Annotated in this window: 7 protein-coding genes (1 of these 7 cut by a window edge); all 7 read left to right on the forward strand. The window is 46.7% G+C overall.

Features of this window, described 5'->3' with window-relative positions; translation table 11 throughout:
* Positions 1–1,425 carry the 3' portion of a WG repeat-containing protein gene (locus tag ADJ77_RS12800; RefSeq protein ID WP_167336717.1) on the forward strand. The gene continues 144 nt to the left of window position 1, outside the view, so only the last 1,425 of its 1,569 coding nucleotides appear in the window; its start codon lies beyond the left edge, outside the window; it ends in the stop codon at positions 1,423–1,425.
* Positions 1,426–3,501: 2,076 nt separating this feature from the next.
* Positions 3,502–5,061, forward strand: a complete 1,560-nt coding sequence (locus ADJ77_RS12810) for a sulfatase family protein (RefSeq protein ID WP_025078115.1) — start codon at positions 3,502–3,504, stop codon at positions 5,059–5,061.
* 674 nt (positions 5,062–5,735) lie between these two features.
* Positions 5,736–7,346 (forward strand): beta-N-acetylhexosaminidase, encoded by a 1,611-nt coding sequence (locus ADJ77_RS12815; protein ID WP_050696502.1) that lies wholly within the window; start codon positions 5,736–5,738, stop codon positions 7,344–7,346.
* A gap of 457 nt (positions 7,347–7,803) precedes the next feature.
* Positions 7,804–11,295, forward strand: coding sequence for a glycoside hydrolase family 95 protein (locus ADJ77_RS12820; protein ID WP_050696503.1), 3,492 nt, complete (start codon positions 7,804–7,806; stop codon positions 11,293–11,295).
* An 80-nt stretch (positions 11,296–11,375) separates the two neighbouring features.
* Positions 11,376–15,194: a glycoside hydrolase family 2 TIM barrel-domain containing protein gene (locus ADJ77_RS12825; RefSeq protein ID WP_244148567.1), complete on the forward strand. Its 3,819-nt coding sequence runs from the start codon at positions 11,376–11,378 to the stop codon at positions 15,192–15,194.
* A gap of 351 nt (positions 15,195–15,545) precedes the next feature.
* Entirely contained in the window at positions 15,546–16,760 is a 1,215-nt protein-coding gene (locus ADJ77_RS12830; RefSeq protein WP_050696504.1) for an MFS transporter, read from the forward strand.
* 60 nt (positions 16,761–16,820) lie between these two features.
* The gene (locus tag ADJ77_RS12835; protein ID WP_082224178.1) at positions 16,821–19,922 is read left to right on the forward strand and encodes a sialidase family protein; all 3,102 of its coding nucleotides are present in this window, start codon (positions 16,821–16,823) and stop codon (positions 19,920–19,922) included.
* Positions 19,923–20,427: the final 505 nt, after the last annotated feature.

The raw sequence follows: 20,427 nt of genomic DNA on the forward strand, positions 1-20,427 counted from the left end.
GTTGGAGAGCACGAATTATTCGGTTATGTCAATACAAAAGGCAAGCTGGTCATTCCGTGTGAGTATGCCACTGCTGAGCCTTTCTCCGAAGGTCTTGCCGCTGTGGGGGATGGCGAGAAGTATGGTTTTGTCAACGATAAGGGTAGTATGATTATTCCTCTGTCCTATGACAGTGCCTATTGCTTTTCAGAAGGTCTTGCCGCTGTAAAGCAAGACAGGAAATGGGGATATATCGACAAGGCTGGGCACAAGGTCATTCCATGCGAGTATGATGTAGCTTTTCGTTTTGTTGAAGGTCTTGCCGCTGTAAAGCAGAATGGTAAATGGGGATATATTGACAAGACTGGACGCAGGGTTGTTCCGTGTGAGTATGATTTCGCTTATCCTTTTGTTGATGGTCTTGCAGTAGTGCAGAAAGGACAAAAGTTTGGTTATGTAGATAAGGTCGGCAAACTGGTTATACCGTGCAAGTATTGGACTGCATCCGACTTTTCCGATGGATTTGCGGGCGTAAAAGAAACGGTTGCATCGGGTCATAAGTACGTGGACAGAAAGGGCAGGGCGCTCATATCCTGTGATAAAGACGTTTGCTATCCTTTCTCTGAAGGTCTTGCTCTTGTTGTTAAGAAAGACATGCAGTCGGAGGATAAATATGGCTATATTGACAGACAGGGAAAGCAGGCAATCCCTTGTCAGTATGATTGGGCTATGTCTTTTTATGAAGGTCTTGCAGGAGTTCAGAAAGGAACAAAGTGCGGTTATATTGATAAGCGAGGACAGCTGGTCATTCCATGCAAGTATGATGCTTTGAGAAGATTCTCGGAAGGTCTCGCTTTTGTCGGACAGGGTGAGAAGTGGGGTGTCATTGATAAGAGCGGTAATCTGCTTGTTCCATATAAGTATGAGTTTGTCGAGGACTTCTCGGAGGGTTATGCAATCGTCAGTCTGGGAGATGACTACTTTATCCTTGCCGATCCTCTGCATGTTGCTGAACTCAACAAGGAACTTTCCCTCCTGAACGAAAAGTCATTCCTTTCCGTGATTGCACCAAAGTCGACAAGGGAGGTGATCTTTTATTGTGTAGCCTTGCTGATGATGACAATCGGCATTATTCTGTATGTGAAGACAAGGCGTAGAATGCGCAGGGCAGATGTTCCCAAACGCTACAGGAGAGTATTCATGTTCCTTGAAATAGCCTTTGTTGTTATTTTCATTCTCAATATTTCAATATATGCTTTCTTCCTTCATTTGGATATGTACAGCACATCGACAATGAAGAGTCCTGCCATTGAAGAAAAAGAACAGGTGCAACCAGGCATTGATTCCTTGGCAACGGACTCTCCCACTGCGGAAGGCGCAGCTGACACGACGTTGGATGGAGAAAGAATCATCCCTTACAAGGATGGCTCCAAAGCAGTAAACTGAGAATAAATCTTTGTTTGCTTAAAGCAAGAAAAAGATGACGTCTTTTGTACGAAGTCTGATAATTAATGTCTATATTTGCGTAGTTATAAAAATAAATTCTTTACACAAAGATTGTTTATGAGAATTGGAAGTATAAGTTGGAATGAGCCGTTTAAAAAGTTCGTGCAGCTCAATATCATATTGGGTGCTATGAAGGTGATGGTTGGAGTCTTTATTGGCATTTTGATTTTAGGTGAAGTTAGGGATTTCTCTTTGGTTTTCCTTATAGAAGTTTTCTGCTCTTTTATTTTGTTTCTTCTTAGTCTTAATGCCTGGATATTCAGTGAACATCGATGGAAACCATTGGCATTTACAGTCCTTGGGTCTTTCTTGATAATGGGCGTAGTCTTAGCGCTGTTGTGGTTGATGGTGAGTGATTCGTCTTGTTTGGGTGTGTATTCCCTTATCATCTTTCTCATTTATTTTCTTTATCACTTCATAGTTGCCTTGATATTTATTCCTGTGGGCTACGGTATCTTTCGCAATTGGTTTGAGGAGGATGAGGACTGATGTCTCCCTCTGAGCTGTTGATTACCCCCGTCAGTCATTTGACCACGAAGCCCATTATTCCTGTTAATCGTATTGATTTCTGACATATTTTTGGGTCTTCAGCAAGTTGGAGTAGTAAGGTTTGCCTTTTGAGTTTAGAACTTTGAAGAATTATCTCTCACAGAGTGCATAGATAAGCAGATGCTACAGACACGCAGAGACCTCTAAAGGTTGCGGATGTCGGAGAAGGCTAACACCCCATAGAAAAGTAAACCGTCAAAGTTCAGCACATAGAGAAATGGAGTGAACGGAGGTCTTTGAATGGTAGAAACCGTCAGGCACGGAAGCACTGTAAGTGCAATGGGTAAAGGAGAAGTTCCCCCTTACAGTCGGCATAGTTTATCCATATACTTTGCGGATATGCTCCTTCACTCCATGCACTGACGGTGTCTCTGTGGTCTACAAGTTCCGGTGTTTGATAAGTCCCAGTGCCCTTCGTGCCTCCGTGTGAAATCCTGATAATTATTCGAGCCGGTTCTCATCAACACGTCACAGTTCACAATTTTGAATTATTGATTACTATTGTTGACAGCGTTGATTGCAGTCTTACGCCTTCGTTACAAAGGCAGGTAATCTGCTTGAAATAAAACAAAATCCTTACAGGCTCAAATTCCGTTAAATGCGTGGATACTTTTCGTATAGCTTTAACGAAAGAACCGAGGTCATTCATTAAGCAAAAACATAGTCAAGACAGCCTTGGCTGTCTGTTTTATTTTCAACCTCCGACACGGAAAACCTTTTCATGTTAACGCTTCGAAAATTTGCGGATAAGGCATTGAAAAATAATGACATAATTTCGGGTAAAACATCTACAGATAAAGGCAAAAACACGCATAAAAAGCAAGTCTGCAACCAACAGTAAATCAATTAGTTATAAGGTGGTGCAGGAAAAGGTGCTTAATTGGACTTCAAAAGGGCGTCAGTTAGACCTCAAAAGGGCATCTATTGCAAGCCAATTGGGCGTCTTTTCAAAGCCAAAAGACCATGTATTGGTTTTGAACCGCATGAAAATAGTTTACAAACGTTGGTTAATATGGGGATAAGTTACAGAAGACGGAAAACTTGTTGATAGATAGACAAAATATCGATTTGTCTTTCCTGCATTACACCTTGCAACTTGTTCCCCTTTGTAAGACCATCTGTTTTTGGATAGTCATACGATACAGGTGTATAAGCCTTTATAGATACAATCTGTTCGACAATAAAGCAAGATCTGTTTAGGTTCTAATGATCGATATGGGTTTAACGGAAGAACCACATAAAAGGCAGTACCACAAGAAGGTAAAATATATTTCTTTAGTTTCATTTTGTGCGGTTTGAAAAAAGTGTTATATTTGCACTTGTAAACCTAAGTCGCTGAAATTATCCCTGAATCTGCAAATGTTATCTTGGGCGGAATGTAATCGCATCTGCTGTTGTACAGCTGCTGTTTAGTGGGTACAGAGCCCGGGAAGGGATAATCAATTTAGAAAACCTAATTTATAATATATGCAAACAAAAGTTTTATACGGCTTGACAGGTGCCCTGGCAATGGGTGCAGTCATTCCTGCCCAGGCACAGAAGAAACCGATGAACATCGTTTTTATCATGAGCGATGACCATTCGTACCAGACTATCAGTGCTTACGACAAACGCTTTATCAATACGCCGAACATTGACTGGCTGGCAGACAATGGTGTGAAGTTCCAGGAGAGCTTCGTTGCCAATTCGCTCAGTGGACCCTCACGTGCCTGTATGCTTACAGGCAAGCACAGCCATGCCAACGGCTTCACGGATAACTCAAAGACCTTCGACGGGGGGCAGCAGACGTTCCCGAAGCTGTTGCAGCAGCAGGGCTATCAGACGGCAATGATCGGTAAATGGCATCTTACCTCGCTGCCGACAGGCTTTAACTACTGGGATATTCTCATCGGACAGGGCGATTATTACAACCCTGACTTCCTCAGCAACGGTAAGAAGGTGCGCCGTCCGGGCTATGTGACGAACATCATTGCTGACATGGCGATTGACTGGATGGAGAATAAGCGCGACAAGGACAAGCCGTTCTGCCTGCTGATGCACAACAAGGCTCCGCACCGTGTGTGGAATCCTGATACCTGTGACCTGCGTCTTTATGACGACGTAACCTATCCGTTGCCAACGACTTTCTATGATGATTACTCCGGTCGTCTTGCTGCACAGAAGCAGAAGATGAGCATCATGATGGATATGGACCTCATCTATGACAACAAGATGGCTGATAAGGAGAACGAAATTCACACCAGTACAGGGCTTGAGCAGTGGGGACGTGGCAATTACCAGCGCATGACACCTTCACAGCGAGCGCAATGGGATAGCTATTACGACCCTATTATCAAGAAGTTCAAGAAGGACAAACTCTCGGGTAAGGCTCTCGCTGAATGGAAGTATCAGCGTTATATGCACGACTATATGCGTGTGATTCATTCCGTTGACCGCAATGTCGGACGTGTCATTGAGTACCTGCGTGAGCACGGACTCCTTGAGAATACAATGATTGTCTATACCTCTGACCAAGGATTCTACATGGGTGAGCACGGATGGTTCGATAAGCGTTTCATGTACGAGGAGTCGTTCCGTACACCGCTGCTGGTTTACCTCCCGGGTGGCAAGCACGGTGTTGTCAGCGAGATGGTACAGAACATCGACTATGCGCCAACCTTCCTCGAGGCTGCGGGCGCAAAGGTCCCGTCTGACATTCAGGGACGTTCTTTCCTGCCGCTGCTGCAGGGCAGGAAGCCGTCCGGCTGGCGTCAGTCGCTCTATTATCACTACTACGAGTATCCTGCCGAGCACTCTGTATGCCGTCACTATGGTATCCGTACAAAGCGTTATTCACTGATGCACTTCTATAATGATATTGATTCTTGGGAACTTTACGACCTGAAGACAGACCCTGAGCAAATGAACAATATCTATGGCAAGCCCGGTACGGAGAAGCTCACGAAGGAGTTGAAGAAGCAGCTCCTCCAGCTGCAGGTGCAGTATGATGACCCTATCCGCAAGAAGGAGGACATCATGAAGAAGTAAAACGGTAAGATGTTTTGTCAGCCAGTCTGATAAGGCAGATGCAAAATTGACCTTTCGGTCTGAATCAAGGGGTACATCATGCTGTGATGTGCCCCTTTTTCATGTTGTTCCGTAGGAGAGAGGAGCTGGAAGGAAGATTTGTTTTGTCCTGTTTTTCTCTCCCAGTATTTTCATTCTATGCTTTCCAGCACTCGAATTAAGCCCAAACTGACGTTCAATAGGGCGTTAATTGAAGCCTGACTAAGGCTTGATGGAAGTCGGATTAAGCACCTTTTCTTGTGCGGGTTTATAACATATTGAACTGCTGTTAGTTATAGACGTAAGGGTGAAAGGCTTTTGGTTCGTGTTTTAAGGAATGCTGATAAACATTTTAGTAAATATATTTCGGAAATCCAATCGTAGAAGAACGATATTTTTTCTTAGAGAGAAAGACAGGGTGATGACCAATGCGACAAGCATACACTTCTTTTGTTTTAACCGCATTAATCCTCTTGCGCCGCCTTATTGCAGAGACGGATATAGCAGACTTGGTCAGGATAGGGAGACATAGTGAAGCATTTATAAATTTTTCTATATGCTTTTTCTTTGTAAATGAATTGGTTTTTTGTATCTTTGCCGCCGATTGTGCAAATCTGTATTAAAAACCTAAATACAAAACATTCATAATAATCAGAATGAAGAAAATCTTACTATCAGTGGCAATGATGATGGCGACCATCTCACTCCACGCCACAGACGCGAATTACCAAGTAGTTCCTTTACCACAAAGTATTACTGCAGAGAAGGGCGCAGCCTTCGTGTTGGATGGCAGCACCGTTATCAACGTAGCAGGCACGGACGAGGCTATGCTGCGTAATGCGGAGTTCCTGAAGCAATATATCCAGGAGGCAACAGGTATTGTGCCCGGTGGAATGAGCAAGAAAGGGGCAACGATTACGTTGAAACTCAATACAAAGTTGGAGAATGAAGAGGGCTATGTCATCACCGTGAAGGCTAAGAATATCACGGTTGAGGGTAAGACCCCGCGTGGCGTGTTCTATGGAATCCAGACACTGCGCAAGTCTTTGCCATTGGAGAAGGCTGAAAGCGTAACCTTCCCTGCGGCCCGCATTGTGGATTATCCACGCTTCGGCTATCGTGGTACGATGCTCGACTGTGCCCGTCACTATTTCAAGATGAGCTTCATCAAGGAGTTTATCGACATGCTGGCACTCCATAATGTCAACACATTCCACTGGCATCTCACTGAAGATCAGGGCTGGCGTCCACAGATTGACCGCTATCCAAAGCTCACAGAGATAGGCTCAAAGCGTGCGCAGACAGTTATCGGCCGTATGACAAACCTCTACGATGAAACTCCTTACGGTGGCTATTACACGAAGGATGAGATGCGTGAAGTGGTGAAGTATGCAGCTGACCGATATATTACCGTAATCCCTGAGATTGACATGCCTGGTCACATGCTCGGCGCATTGGCAGCTTATCCGGAGCTCGGCTGTACTGGTGGTCCTTACAAAGTAGCGGAGACATGGGGCGTGTTCCCTGACATTCTCTGTGCTGGTAATCCTAAGACCTACGAGTTCGTGAACAATGTTCTTGACGAAATTATTGAAATCTTCCCATCAAAGTATATCCACCTCGGTGGTGACGAGGCCCCACGTGTTCGCTGGAAGAACTGTCCACGCTGTCAGGCTGAAATCAAACGTCTTGGCCTGAAGAGCTCTAACGGCTTCCCCGCAGAGGCGCAGCTGCAGGCTCACTTCATGAACCAGGCTGCCAAGCACTTGGCTGAAAAGGGTCGCAATATCATCGGTTGGGACGAGATTCTCGAGGGTGATGTGGACAAGGGAACGACTGTAATGAGCTGGCGTGGTGTTGCCGGCGGTGCTGAAGCTGCCAAGCGTGGATTGGATGCCATCATGACTCCTACCACTTATTATTACCTGGATTTCTATCAGAAGCCAGACAACAGCATGATTCTCATCGGTAATATGCTCCCTGTTGAGAAAACTTACAGCTACAACCCGGTGCCAGACGATGCTGCGCCTGAACTGAAGAAGCATGTCAAGGGTGTACAGGCAAACCTCTGGACAGAGTATGTTATCGGTCGTGACCTTGCTTTCTTCCAGCTCCTTCCACGTGTTGCAGCCATGGCAGAGACAGGCTGGACCGAGAATGCCAAGAAAGACTTTGATTCTTTCAAGGAGCGTGAAAGCCGCCTCAACCAGCTCTACAAGCATTTCGGATGGAAGACCTGTCAGGAAATGTATAAGGAAAAGAAGTAGCACTGTGGATGGTGAGACTTGGATTATGTTTGTCAATGGAGGTGAGAGTCTTGCAGTTGATATAGGACTAAGTGCGCACTTCAAAGATTACGCTCTTTTCAATCACGATGCCGACTTTCTGCAGTTATTAAGATGTGTGCAAAGGATGGTGATGTTTTCGTAAATATCTCTGGCTATCAGTATTTGGGTAAGAAGTATGTTTTTGTCAATAGATAACGTCCCTTTGATTGCAGACTAAGTTGTAGAAATGGATGCCAACTTCAAATATTAAGGCTTGGCTCGTAACAAGTTTCGACGCTGAAAACAAGCAGATTGTACATGTTACAGAACCACAGACACACTACATGTTCGACAGCAATCATTTAGTCTAAGGCTGTATTAGGTATAGGACTTGCACCACCTTTTTCTCTTTATCTTATTTTCTAATTTCTTTTTAAATTATATTTATACCCCACCCATGAGTATCTGTAAATGCATCTGTGCAGCTTTCATGACGATGTTTCTAAGCGCCAGTCCTGTTTTCGCGCAGGGTTTTCCCCGTGTCAGTACCAGTCAGGATGAGCATTGGTACTATGTTAAGTATCTCCGTTCCGGTAATGTGCTGGAGGACAAAGGCAACAAGCAAAATTGCCGTACAGCTTCTCCGCAGGTCATGAGCAGTGACCGTCAGTTATGGAAAGTAGTAGCAGCTAAGGGTTCGGATGCCGATCGGAAATACCAGCTGGTAAGCAGGAGCGGTCGTACGCTTTATGTCAATGGTACTGATCCTAACAGCTCGCGCTTTATGACAGGTGCCACGGCAGCAGGTACCAATACCTTCCATATCTTCCACAGCAGTAACAACAGCTTTGGATCTGGTGCGTTTGAGATTGCGCCTGACTCAACAGGCAGTTATGCGATGAATCAGGTAGGTGAGATAAAGGTAGGGCAGCTTGTCGGTTTGTGGGATAAGGGTGATATTAATAATGTCCTGTCGTTTGTTACCAAGGATGATATGGTGTTCCCATATTATATGCCGGTCACCTCAACGGCTGCAAATCCTGTTTATTATTACATTCAGTTCCAGACAGGTAACTGGCTCTTGAGTGCCAAGGACGAGAAGGCTACCTGTCAGACGGCATCATTGCATACTGGTAATCTTGATGATATGTTTTGGCGTGTGTCAGAGAGCAACGGAAAATACGCTTTTGTAAGCAAGAGCGGAAAGATACTTTATATCAATGACTCATACCTCAACGCATCAAAGGAGCGCAGTTCTAAGGATACGCTCTTTACGATGGTTGAATCAAAGAACGCATTGGGTGGCTTTGAGATTGGTAAGTCAACCTATGGACGTAACTTCTTCAATATGTACCAAGGAGCTGGTGAAGGCAAATATATCAGCTTCTGGGATTTAGGCGATGGTGGAAATGTAGTGCGCTTCGTACCTGCTGATGAGCTCGTACCTGTTGAAGGCATTGCTACTTTCAGTCCAGCCAACAAATATACGCTTTGGTACACAAAGCCTGCAACTAACTGGATGACCTCTTGTCTGCCAATCGGTAACGGCCAGTTTGGTGCAACTTTGATGGGCGATGTTGCCATTGACGACGTACAGTTTAACGACAAGACCCTTTGGAGCGGTAAGCTCGGTGGTCTGACCAGCACAGCTGCTTACGGTTATTATCTTAACTTTGGTAATCTTTATATCCGTAGCCGTGGTTTGTCAAAGGTGACAGACTATGTTCGTTACCTTGATATCAACGATGCCGTAGCAGGTGTGAAATATACGATGGATGGGGTAGAGTACAATCGTACTTACTTCGCAAGCAATCCTGACAGCTGTGTGGTAATCCGTTACACAGCCTCACAGGGTGGTAAGATCAATACAACGCTTACGTTGAGAAACCAGAACGGACGTGACGTAAGTTATACCGTAGACAATAACAATCAGGCAACAATTACCTTCGATGGTCAGGTTGCCCGTCAGAATGATTATGGTGCAACGACACCAGAGAGCTATTACTGTGCAGCGCGCATCGTGACAGATGGCGGTACGGTTACTAAGAATGCAAAGGGCATGATTGAGGTGAATGATGCTAACAGCATGACTGTTTACCTTCGTGGCTTGACCGACTTCGACCCGGATGCACCAGAGTATGTCTCTGGAGCTAACCTCCTTGCAGGTCGTGCAGCAGCAACTGTTGATGGCGCACAGGGCAAGGGTTATGATGTTTTGTTTGCAGCACATAAGACCGATTACAAGTCACTCTTCGAGCGTTGTCAGCTCACCCTCGGTGACATCAAGAACAATATTCCAACGCCACAGCTCATCAGCAACTATCGTAACAACCAGCATGACAACCTCTTCTTGGAGGAACTCTACTTCAATTATGGTCGTTACCTGCTCATCAGTTCAAGCCGTGGCGTATCGCTCCCAGCTAACTTGCAGGGTATTTGGAACGACAACAATACACCTGCATGGCACTCTGATATCCATGCGAACATCAACGTGCAGATGAACTACTGGCCTGCTGAGCCAACCAACCTCTCTGAACTCCACCGCCCATTCCTCGATTATATCTATCGTGAGGCGTGTGTGAAGCCTACATGGCGTCGCTTTGCACAGGACATGGGGCACGTGAATACAGGTTGGACCTTGCCAACAGAGAATAACATCTATGGCTCTGGTACTACCTTTGCCAATACCTATACCGTTGCTAATGCGTGGTATTGCCAGCACTTGTGGCAGCACTACACCTACACAATGGACAAGGAATTCCTACGCACAAAGGCATTCCCGGCAATGAAGTCGGCTGTTGACTATTGGTTTAAGAAGTTGGTAAAGGCTGCTGACGGCACCTACGAGTGTCCTAATGAGTGGTCGCCAGAGCACGGACCAACAGAGAACGCTACCGCACACAGCCAGCAGTTGGTTTGGGACTTGTTCAATAATACCCGTAAGGCTATCGGGATTCTCGGTAATGACGTGGTGTCAAAGGCATTCCGTGATGAGCTTGCAAGCTATTTTGAAAAGCTCGATAATGGTTGTCATACAGAGGTAAATCCAGCCGATGGCAAGACTTATCTCCGTGAGTGGAAGTACACTTCACAGTTTAATAATCCAAGTAAGATTGGTGTAAACGAGTATAAGGCACACCGCCACATCTCTCATCTCATGGGTCTTTATCCTTGTACACAGATCAGCGAGGATGTTGATAACAATGTCTTCGAGGCTGCACGTGCCTCCCTGATTGCCCGTGGCGACGGTCACGGAACAGGTTGGTCACTCGGTCATAAGATTAATCTCAATGCACGTGCTTACGAGGGTCTGCATTGTCATAACCTCATCAAGCGTGCTTTGCAGCAGACTTGGGACACTGGAACAAATGAGGCAGCAGGTGGTATCTATGAGAATCTCTGGGATGCTCATGCCCCTTATCAGATTGATGGTAACTTCGGTTATACAGCAGGTGTAGCAGAGATGTTGCTGCAGAGTCATAACGACAAGCTCGTTATCCTCCCTGCCTTGCCAACAACATTCTGGCAGAAGGGCTCTGTAAAGGGCTTGAAGGCTGTGGGCAACTTCACCGTTGACATTGAATGGGCAAATGCCAAGGCTACTAAGGTACAGATTGTATCTAACGTTGGAACAACCTGTGTTGTGAAGTATGCTGGTATAGCAAAGAACTATAAGGTGACAACTGCTGACGGAAAGACTGTTAAGGTGAAGCGCATCAGCGATGATGAAATCAGCTTCCCGACAGTGAAAGGTGGCGAATATGTCCTTGTTTCTAAAGAGGCAAATGCCATCGTAGCTTTGCAGGGTGCACAGGACAGCAGCGTTGCTTCCGTATGTTATTACAGCCTTGACGGTACAAAGGCTGCAGAATCACAGAGCCGTAGCGTTTACATCAAGCAGATGAAGTACAGCAACGGCTCAACAAGCACAACAAAAGTAATCAACTAATTACATTATACTTTTTACCCACACTTCGGTCTTGGCTGAGGTGTGGGTTCATCTAAAAACATCTATTATCTTTCATTTATATGAAAACAATCAGAAACTATGGTCTTCTCGCATTGTTACTGGCCTTAGCACCATCCGTGCTGAGGGCTGGCACATGGGGTGCGAAGCCTGAACACGGTAAGACCTATTTAATTTCAGTAGGGCAAGACACCAAGAATGTCCTTACTCCCTACAAGTATTCATGGTTAAGAGACACCGGGCTTGCGTTCCTAACTTACGCAGAAGGCAATGATGCGCAGAAGTGGAAACTCGTCGCTGTGAGGGGTAAGCAGGACTGCTATCAGTTGGTAAATGGAGACGGCGAGTTGGCTTTCGACATGGCGCTCAACGATGCACAGAAAGTCTCTGGCTACCCTTGTATGTGGACGCAGAGCATCACCAATCCTAATCAACAGATTTATATCACTAAGAAAGGCAGTGGTTATAAGTTGAGTGCAGTGTCTGCAAGGAATGGTCAGACTTATTATGTAACATTTGGTTCAATCTCTTCTGTCAACGGATATTACTGTGGTTATGAGAACAGTGAAGCATCAGCTGCTACGCTACAGTTCAAGGAAGTCCCTGCAGTCGTTGTTGCTGCGGGTCCTGATTGGGAGAATGCAAAGGTATATGAGCGCAATAAGGAGAGGGGTCACGCTACTTATATGCCTTACCCGTCGACAAGAGCGATGAAGGCTGATGCTCAGCGTTATGACAAGCCTTGGTTGGAGCCAACAGGTGCAAACTACCTTAGCCTCAATGGTACATGGAAGTTGCGTTGGAGCGAGGGTGCTAAGCCTGTACTGCTGGGCAAGGATGACTTCTGGGGCGATGGTGTCAGCACTGACGGTTCAGCGTGGAATGACATCAATGTTCCTTCTTGTTTGGAGATGAACGGCTATGGTGAGCCAATGTACGTGAATGTTGACTATCCATTTGAGGATCAGCAGCCTTATGTTCGCATGAAGCAAGGATTGAAGAATTCTGTGGGCTCTTATCGTCGTGATTTCACTCTGCCTGCAGGCTGGGAGAATAAGCGTGTCTTCCTCCATTTTGATGGTATCTACTCTGCTGCTTACGTTTATGTGAATGGCAATGAGGTGGGTTATACCGAAGGAGCAAACAACGTCAGTGAGTTTGATATAACAAAATATGTACGCACAGGCAAGAACAACGTTGCCGTACAGGTAATCCGTTGGACGGATGGCTCTTATCTTGAGGGTCAGGATATGTGGCACATGAGTGGTATTCATCGTGATGTTTACCTCGTGGCTACGCCAAAGACTTACTTGGCAGACCATTATATCAAGTCTACTGTCACCCCGGGTGCTACCACCGTTGCTACAGGTAGCGCAGCTACTTCAGTAGAACTTACCGTCTGCAACCGTGATAAGACAGCTGCAAAGAAGACCGTGACCGTTACGCTCTTCGACCCATCGGGCAAGGAAGTAAAGAAGCTGAAGTCTGACTTTGTCTTTGCATCTGGCGACAGCTTGAAGACACAGACCGTTGATTTCGGTACTCTCTCTGGCGTAAAACTTTGGTCAGCAGAGACTCCGACACTCTACACCTTCACCTTCAGCCAGTCACAGGACGGCAAGGAAGAGGAGGCTTTCTCTACAAAGTATGGCTTCAGAAAGATTGACCTTGGCAAGGGTTATCTTGAGGTGAACGGTCGTCGTACCTATCTCAAGGGTGCTAATACACAGGATACTGACCCATTACATGGTCGCACATTCGGCACTGACCTCATGCTGCATGACATCACAATGATGAAGCAGGCGAACATGAATACTATCCGTACCAGCCACTATCCACGCCAAGCAAAGATGATGGCAATGTTCGATCACTTCGGTCTCTTCGTGGTTGATGAGGCTGACATGGAACTTCACAGAAACTGGGAAGGCTCAAAGACGATTATCAACAACACCGACTGGACAGGTGCTATCGTTGACCGCAACGTGCGCAATACGCTTCGTGACCGCAACCACCCAAGTGTTGTGTTCTGGAGTCTTGGTAACGAGAGTGGTTCTGGTTTGAACATCATGGCTGCTTACAATGCTGTTCGCAACCTCGACAACCGCTACATCCATTATGAGGGATCAACCCGTGATAAGGCTGAAGGCACTGATATTCACTCTGTCATGTACCCTGCTATGCACGACTGGCGCAGTGGTACAACGGGTCCTGTAATATCTGATGTGAACCGTCCGAACACTAATAAGCCTTACTTCATGTGTGAGTATGCGCACGCTATGGGTAACGCTGTGGGCAACCTGCGTGAGTACTGGGAGGCTATGGAAGGCTCAGCAATGGGCGTCGGTGGTTGTATCTGGGACTTTGTTGACCAGAGTATCTACTCATACGATGCTATCAAGAACAATCAGCTGACACAGAATGGTTTTCCTGTTTACATCACTGGTTTCGACCGCCCGGGTCCTCATCAGCACAACTTCGTCAACAATGGTTTGGTCAATGCTGACCGTGCTTGGAGTGCTGAACTCGATGAGGTGAAGCGTGTTTACCAGTGGGTAGCCTTTGATTTGAACAAAGACAGCCGTCAGGTGAAACTGACCAACAAATATCTCGACCGCAACCTCGGTCAGTTCTATCTCAAGTGGACTCTCCTTGCTGACGGTAAGCCAGTACAGGACGGTACGTTCAAGAAGCTCAACTGCGCTGCTGGTGCTACACAGACTGTTGACTTGAAGTATAATACTGCAGCCTTTGCAGGTAAGGAACTCTTCCTCAACATCGGTCTTTATACTAAGGATGCAACGCTCTGGTGCGAGCGTGATTACCCGGTAGCACAGTTCCAGCAGCAGTTGGCAGCCGGCACAACAACCCTCGCTACGGTTGATAACACTAAGGCTGAAAAGCTGACTTCTACGAAGAATGCTGACGGTGGTTACACCTATGCCAACGGCAAGCAGAAGGTTACGTTCGACAAGCAGGGTAATATCACACTTTGGTCATACGATGGCAAGAACCTCTTTATGCCAAATGCTGGTCCACGTTTCGACCGCTACCGCTGGGTTGAGAATGATGGTCCGATGGAGGCTTATGGTAATAGTCCAACCGACAATGGCGTAACCTCACAGACGGCTACCTTCCAGCTCTCAGGCGATGGCAAGAAGGCTACGGTGAACGTAACGCAGAACGGTAACCACTGCAAGGCTACTTATAAGTACACTATCTATGCAAATGGTACTATCGACCTCACCAGCTCATACGAGGCACAGGGTAATGGCGCAAGACGTCTGGGCTTCAGCCTGAACTTCCCAGAGGAACTCTCAAAGGTTCGCTACTATGCACGTGGTCCATTGGCAAACTATGTTGACCGCCTCGATGGTTCAGACTTCGGCATCTACGAGACTACAGTTAAAGATATGTATGAACCATTCGCACATCCACAGAGCAACGGCAACCGCATTGGTCTGCGTTGGTTCACCCTCACCAACAATGAGGGCAACGGTGTGAAGGTTGAGACAGCGGGCGATGTAGCCTTCTCTCTGACTCCTTGGACAGACACCGAGTTGCGCACTGCACGTCATGAGTGGGAGTTGCCTACGTCAGACCGCACCGTAGCCCACTTCGATGCTGTCCAGCGTGGTCTTGGTAATCAGTCTTGTGGTCCGGGTCCATTGCCACAGTATGAGATACAGCAAGGTAAGAAATACTCAAATACCGTGCGCTTCATCCCTTTTTCAGAAGCGGCAGATGATACCGCAAACGGAATCTCTGCCGTAGTAAACCCAGCGACAACAACCGCACAAGTCTACGACCTCTCTGGTCGTAGACTCCCTGAAGCTCCTGCCAAAGGGCTCTATATTCAGGGTGGTAAAGTAATAGCAAACTAATGTACTACACGGTCGACCATAGCGGCTTAGAGTGTAGGGTAGGGACGCACGAGGTATTCGTCTGAATGGTGACGTTGACGGATGTATGCCTTGTGCGTCTTTACATTTCAAAGCAGTAATCCCACTGGTTAACTAAAAATATCCTATAATTAGGTTTGTCTTTCATCTGATAATGACAATAAAGCACGGCACTTTCCGTTCTCAACAATGGTGCTGACGGCAGGCACATGATGTGCGGATGGTATGCGCCACTTGTGCTGACGGCAAGCACGCTTTCAAGAGGATACTCCGAAAGGGAGTGAAAACGAAGAAAGACTTGTTATGAAGCAATAAAACAAAAATATCTTTATTATGAAACAGAAAAGTAACTATCTATTTCCCTTAGCCATTATCGGCTTATTCTTCTTCTCTATTGGCTTTGCCTTGGGTATCAACTCTTACCTGATGCCAGTGTTAGAGAAGTCTATGCATATCTCAGGTGCAGCTTCCAGTCTGTTGCTTGCAGCGACTTTCGTTCCGTTCCTGTTGTTCGGTATTCCTGCTACTCGTTGTATAAAGGCAATCGGCTACAAGCGTACAATGGCTTTGTCGTTTGTTATCTTTGCTGCTGCCTTCGGTTTGTTCATCCTCGCAGCAAAGCAGAATTCTCTGACATGGTTCCTCATTGCGAGCTTCGTCAGTGGTGCAGCCAATGCCGTTTTGCAGGCATCCGTCAATCCTTACGTGACTATTCTCGGTCCGATGGAATCTGCCGCACGTCGTATTTCTTGTATGGGTATCAGCAATAAGCTGGCTTGGCCTGTCACAACCCTCTTCATCACCTTGGTGATTGGTAAGGGAATTGGCGAGACACAGCTCAGCGACCTTTATATGCCATTCGGTATTATCATCGGTATCTTCCTGCTCTTGGGTGTTATCGCGTTGATGGCTCCACTGCCTGACGTGAAGGCTGCAGGTGAGGATGAGAGCGAGAGCAGTGACGAGGCTGCTGTAAGCTCATACGCTGACGGTAAGACAAGTATTATGCAGTTCCCACACTTGTTGTTGGGCTGTCTGGCACTCTTCCTCTATGTCGGTGTAGAGACCATTTCGCTTGCAACAGCAACGGGTTATGCTCAGTCATTGGGCTTGGAAGGCGACAACTACGGATTTATTCCTTCTGTGGGTATGATTGTGGGTTACATCGGTGGTGTAATCTTCATCCCACGTTACCTCTCTCAGGCTGCTGCAATGCGTATCTGTGCTATCGTTGCCCTCGTGGGTAGTGTGGCTGTAGCCGTTGTGCCCGACCCGGTTATCTCTGTTTATTGCATCTTCCTGATGGCGTTAGGCTGCTCACTGATGTGGCCGGCGTTGTGGCCTTTGGCAATGGCAGACCTTGGTAAGTTCACTAAGTCTGGTGCTTCACTGCTGACCATGGCGATGGCTGGTGGTGCAGTCATGCCTTGGTTACGTGGTGTGGTACAGGATGCAACCTCTTTCCAGACCTCTTACTGGGTGAGCGTTCCTTGCTTCCTCTTCATCCTTTATTACGGAATGGCAGGATATAAGATTCGCACGAAGTAGTGATATTAGGAGTGAAAGGGGGACTTCATTCCTCTCATTCCTAAGTTAAATAATATTTCTATGTATAAATCAAGACTCTTTCTTTTGTTATTGTTATGCAGCGTCGTTGGTGCGACTTGGGCTGTAATGCCGTCACCAATGCCTGCTGCAGGTACTCCAGTCAGCCTTCATCCTTTTGTGGCAACGACCATCTCTGGTGGTCAGTTTGCAGAGGGCACACGCTGGTACACGTTGAAGTTTAAGAACACTACCTTAGCTGCGGCAGCCGATGACGGCACTATCAGCGAGGTAGTTGCAATGGCGGGAAGTATTGATAGTGAGCTGCCTGAGCAGCCCGATAATCAGCTTTGGTGTTTCGTCGGAAACGAGACGGAGGGTTATACCGTGTACAACAAGGCTTTCGGTACATCGAAGGCACTTGTGGCAACTGATCCTGCTACCAATACGGCAGAGCCTACAATGGAGACGTTGGAAGGCAATCAGAAGTGTTCCAAGTGGTGGTTTTCCGCTTCAACCAACCTCACTTCTCCCTTTACTGACCCTGTCTATATGCAGCTGAAGAATGCTGATGGTTACGCACTGAACCTCAGCGGACAGACGGGTCAGATTTGTTTCTGGACGGGCGGTAAGGATAATGGTTCAACCGTTCTTATCGAACCAGCTTATTCAATCGTTCTCAATCCTTGTGTTCTCGACCCAGATAATGCTACGTTCTATCGCAATGACAAGAAGACAACGGGGCAGAAGTGGAATACTTATGTGATTTCAAACTACGCTGATCCTGTCGTTACGTTGGCGAATGCGGATGGTAAGAACAACATCGGTTTCAGCAGTACGACAACCCCAAAGACGATTGTTATTGCCAGTGTTAACAGCCAGAACTATACGCTCTCTGTGGAGAAAGGTTATATCATTACGGGCTATTCCTTCACTTTCAAGGGCGGTTCTGGTAATACAACGGTGAAGGATGTCACTACTTCCAAGAGTGAGACGGCTGATGCGACAACGGCCAAGACCTTCTCCGTGACAGGCTTGACCCACCAGTCAGTACCTTTCCAAGTGCTGACTGATTTTGCACATGTCCAGAGCCTCACTATCAATATTGCACCAGCTTCGGCTGAGCTTTTGAAACAGCAGCTTGCCGATAACGCAAAGTATAAGACGGCTGTCGTGTTTGATAACACCAAGTCACGCTTCGGCTATCGTATTCCTGCATTGGGTCAGGATAGCAACGGTAAGCTCTATGCAGCTGTTGACCTGCGTCGCACGGGTTCGGATATTGGTATGGGTAACGGTCATAATGACATTGTGATGAAGACCAGCAACGACCATGGGGCAACGTGGGACGCAGAGTTTACTACCATCGCTGCGGGCGACCAGAGTCAGGACAACAGTTCTAAGCAGTGGACTTACAGCTTCGGCGACCCTTCTATTGTCGTTGACCGCAACAATCCACAGAATGTTCTCGTGATGTGTGTGGGTGGTCATACAAGTTTCTTTGCAAGTAAGTATGAGGAGCCACAGCACGTGGTTAGATTGCTCAGTACCGATGGCGGACAGACTTGGTCAAAGGATTCGCTGACCTATCAGATATATAATCTGACAAAGAACAGCGTGGGTGGACAGACTTACGGTCTGTTCCTCACCAGCGGAAAGATTATGCAGAGCCGTTATATCAAGCAGGGAGCTTACAACCGCTTGTATATCGCTTATCCTACGAACAACACAAAGCAGAACGCTACCTTCGTGATTTATTCTGACGACTTCGGTGCTACATGGAAGTTGCTCGGTGGTGATATGCAGTTGCCAAATTCGGGTGCTGACGAGTCAAAGGTTGAGGAAATGCCTGACGGTAGTGTGTTGATAAGTGTCCGCAACCGTGGTTCTAACACACGTGGTTACAGTCTCTTTACTTACACCGATATTGCCAAGGGCGAGGGTAAATGGGAGTTCCAGACCAATGCTACAGCTATGAATAATGCCGTGAATGCCGTAAATGGTGAGATTCTCATCGTTCCGGCACGTCGCAAATCAGACGGAAAGAAACTCTTTGTTGCCCTCCAGAGCATCACACTTTCTAAGTCACGTGAGAAGGTGGGCGTCTACTTTAAGGAACTCCCGGATTATAACAGCTACGCTTCAGCAGAGGCATTGGCAGCCGACTGGCAGAAGGGTATGCAGGTGAGCAAGGTGGGTTCTTGCTATACAGGTATGGAACTGCTCAACAATGACAAGATTGGTTATATCTATGAGGAGGATGCACCGGGTGGTATCGGTGGTTATAACATCATGTTCAAGCAGATTGCTTTGGAGGATTTGACCAACGGAATGTATGAACTCGACCGCACTGTCGATCGCATTCCATACGTGAAGCAGGCGGCAGAGATACTCCGCACGCGTCTGCAGAGCTATAAGGCTGCCAACAGAAAGTATGTCGGAATGCTCTCAATGGAGGGCTTGTCGGCTGTAGAAACAGCTCTCGATGGTGCTGAGGCAGCCGTTGCATCGGCTGAAGCTATGCCGAGTGAGCCTGCTGTCTATGCTGCACAAGAGAAGATGGCTGCTGCCTATGACGTACTTTTCAATGGTGTTGAGCGTGTGAAGATTGAGGATGGTAAGTGGTATCGCCTGAAGAACAAGTTGAAGACCAACGTGATGTTGTCTTCTGATAAGAATATTCTTACACCTGCAGAAGTTAATGAAACTACTGTTGATCCAGCATTGTTGTTTCAGTTCAGCCGTACCGCCGAGGGCAGCTGGACGCTGAAGAATGCGAAGAATAAGGTGTTCGCAATGGCTACACCAGCACCCTTCACCTCGTTGTCGGTTACTACAAATCCAGCGGACGCAGGTAAGTATAATGTCGTTTCAACGATTGAAGGACTCAGCTATCTTCAGAGTCTGGATCCTGCTCGTGCCGTCTATCCTGCCATCCACGCTGATAACAACGGAAGGATTGTGGCATGGGCAATTACATCCGAAGCCTCACAGTGGTTTATCGAACCTGTTGACTATGCAGACGAAACTGATGGTATTGTTTCGCTTACCCCTGCTGTTGAGACTGTACAAGAAGTTTTTAATCTTCAGGGACAACGTGTCTCACCTCTTTCTTTGCAGAAAGGCAGCGTGTATATCGTTAATGGAAAGAAATTAGTATATTGAGGAACTAATCGGATTTAAGGAGTTGTAGGGAGTTAAGCCGTTACCCCATGTTTTCGTAGAAGTATGATGACGGGACTGGGGTAATGGTTTGACTCCTTTTTTGTTTCTTGTTTCTTTGCTCTTTGTTACGATACAAAGGTTGAAAAATGTTTACATGTTTTGCGATTCTTGTTGCTTGAAGGGAAGTGAAAACAGTTCTTCTCCTTGCGTTTATAACCTTCGGATAGTCAGATGGTTATGTCCTTTGTGAAACAATAGGTGCTTAGTTGGACTTCAATTAAGCCTTAGTTAGGCTTCAATTAAGCACCTATTGGAGGTCAATTAAGCCTTAGTTGGGACGTAATTAAGCATCATGAAAAAGCAGGGGTAGGAAAAAACAGGACAAAAAGAGTGGTGTGGGCAAAGGCAGAGACGGGGAAGGGAATGGGTAAGCAGGAACAGCACAGCTGGCACGCAGGACAAGGAGGACTGCCATCGGGCTTTTTCTCTGCATTTCCTGCTTTCG

It is taken from the genome of Prevotella fusca JCM 17724 (assembly GCF_001262015.1).
In the GTDB taxonomy this organism is placed as follows: Bacteria; Bacteroidota; Bacteroidia; order Bacteroidales; family Bacteroidaceae; genus Prevotella; species Prevotella fusca.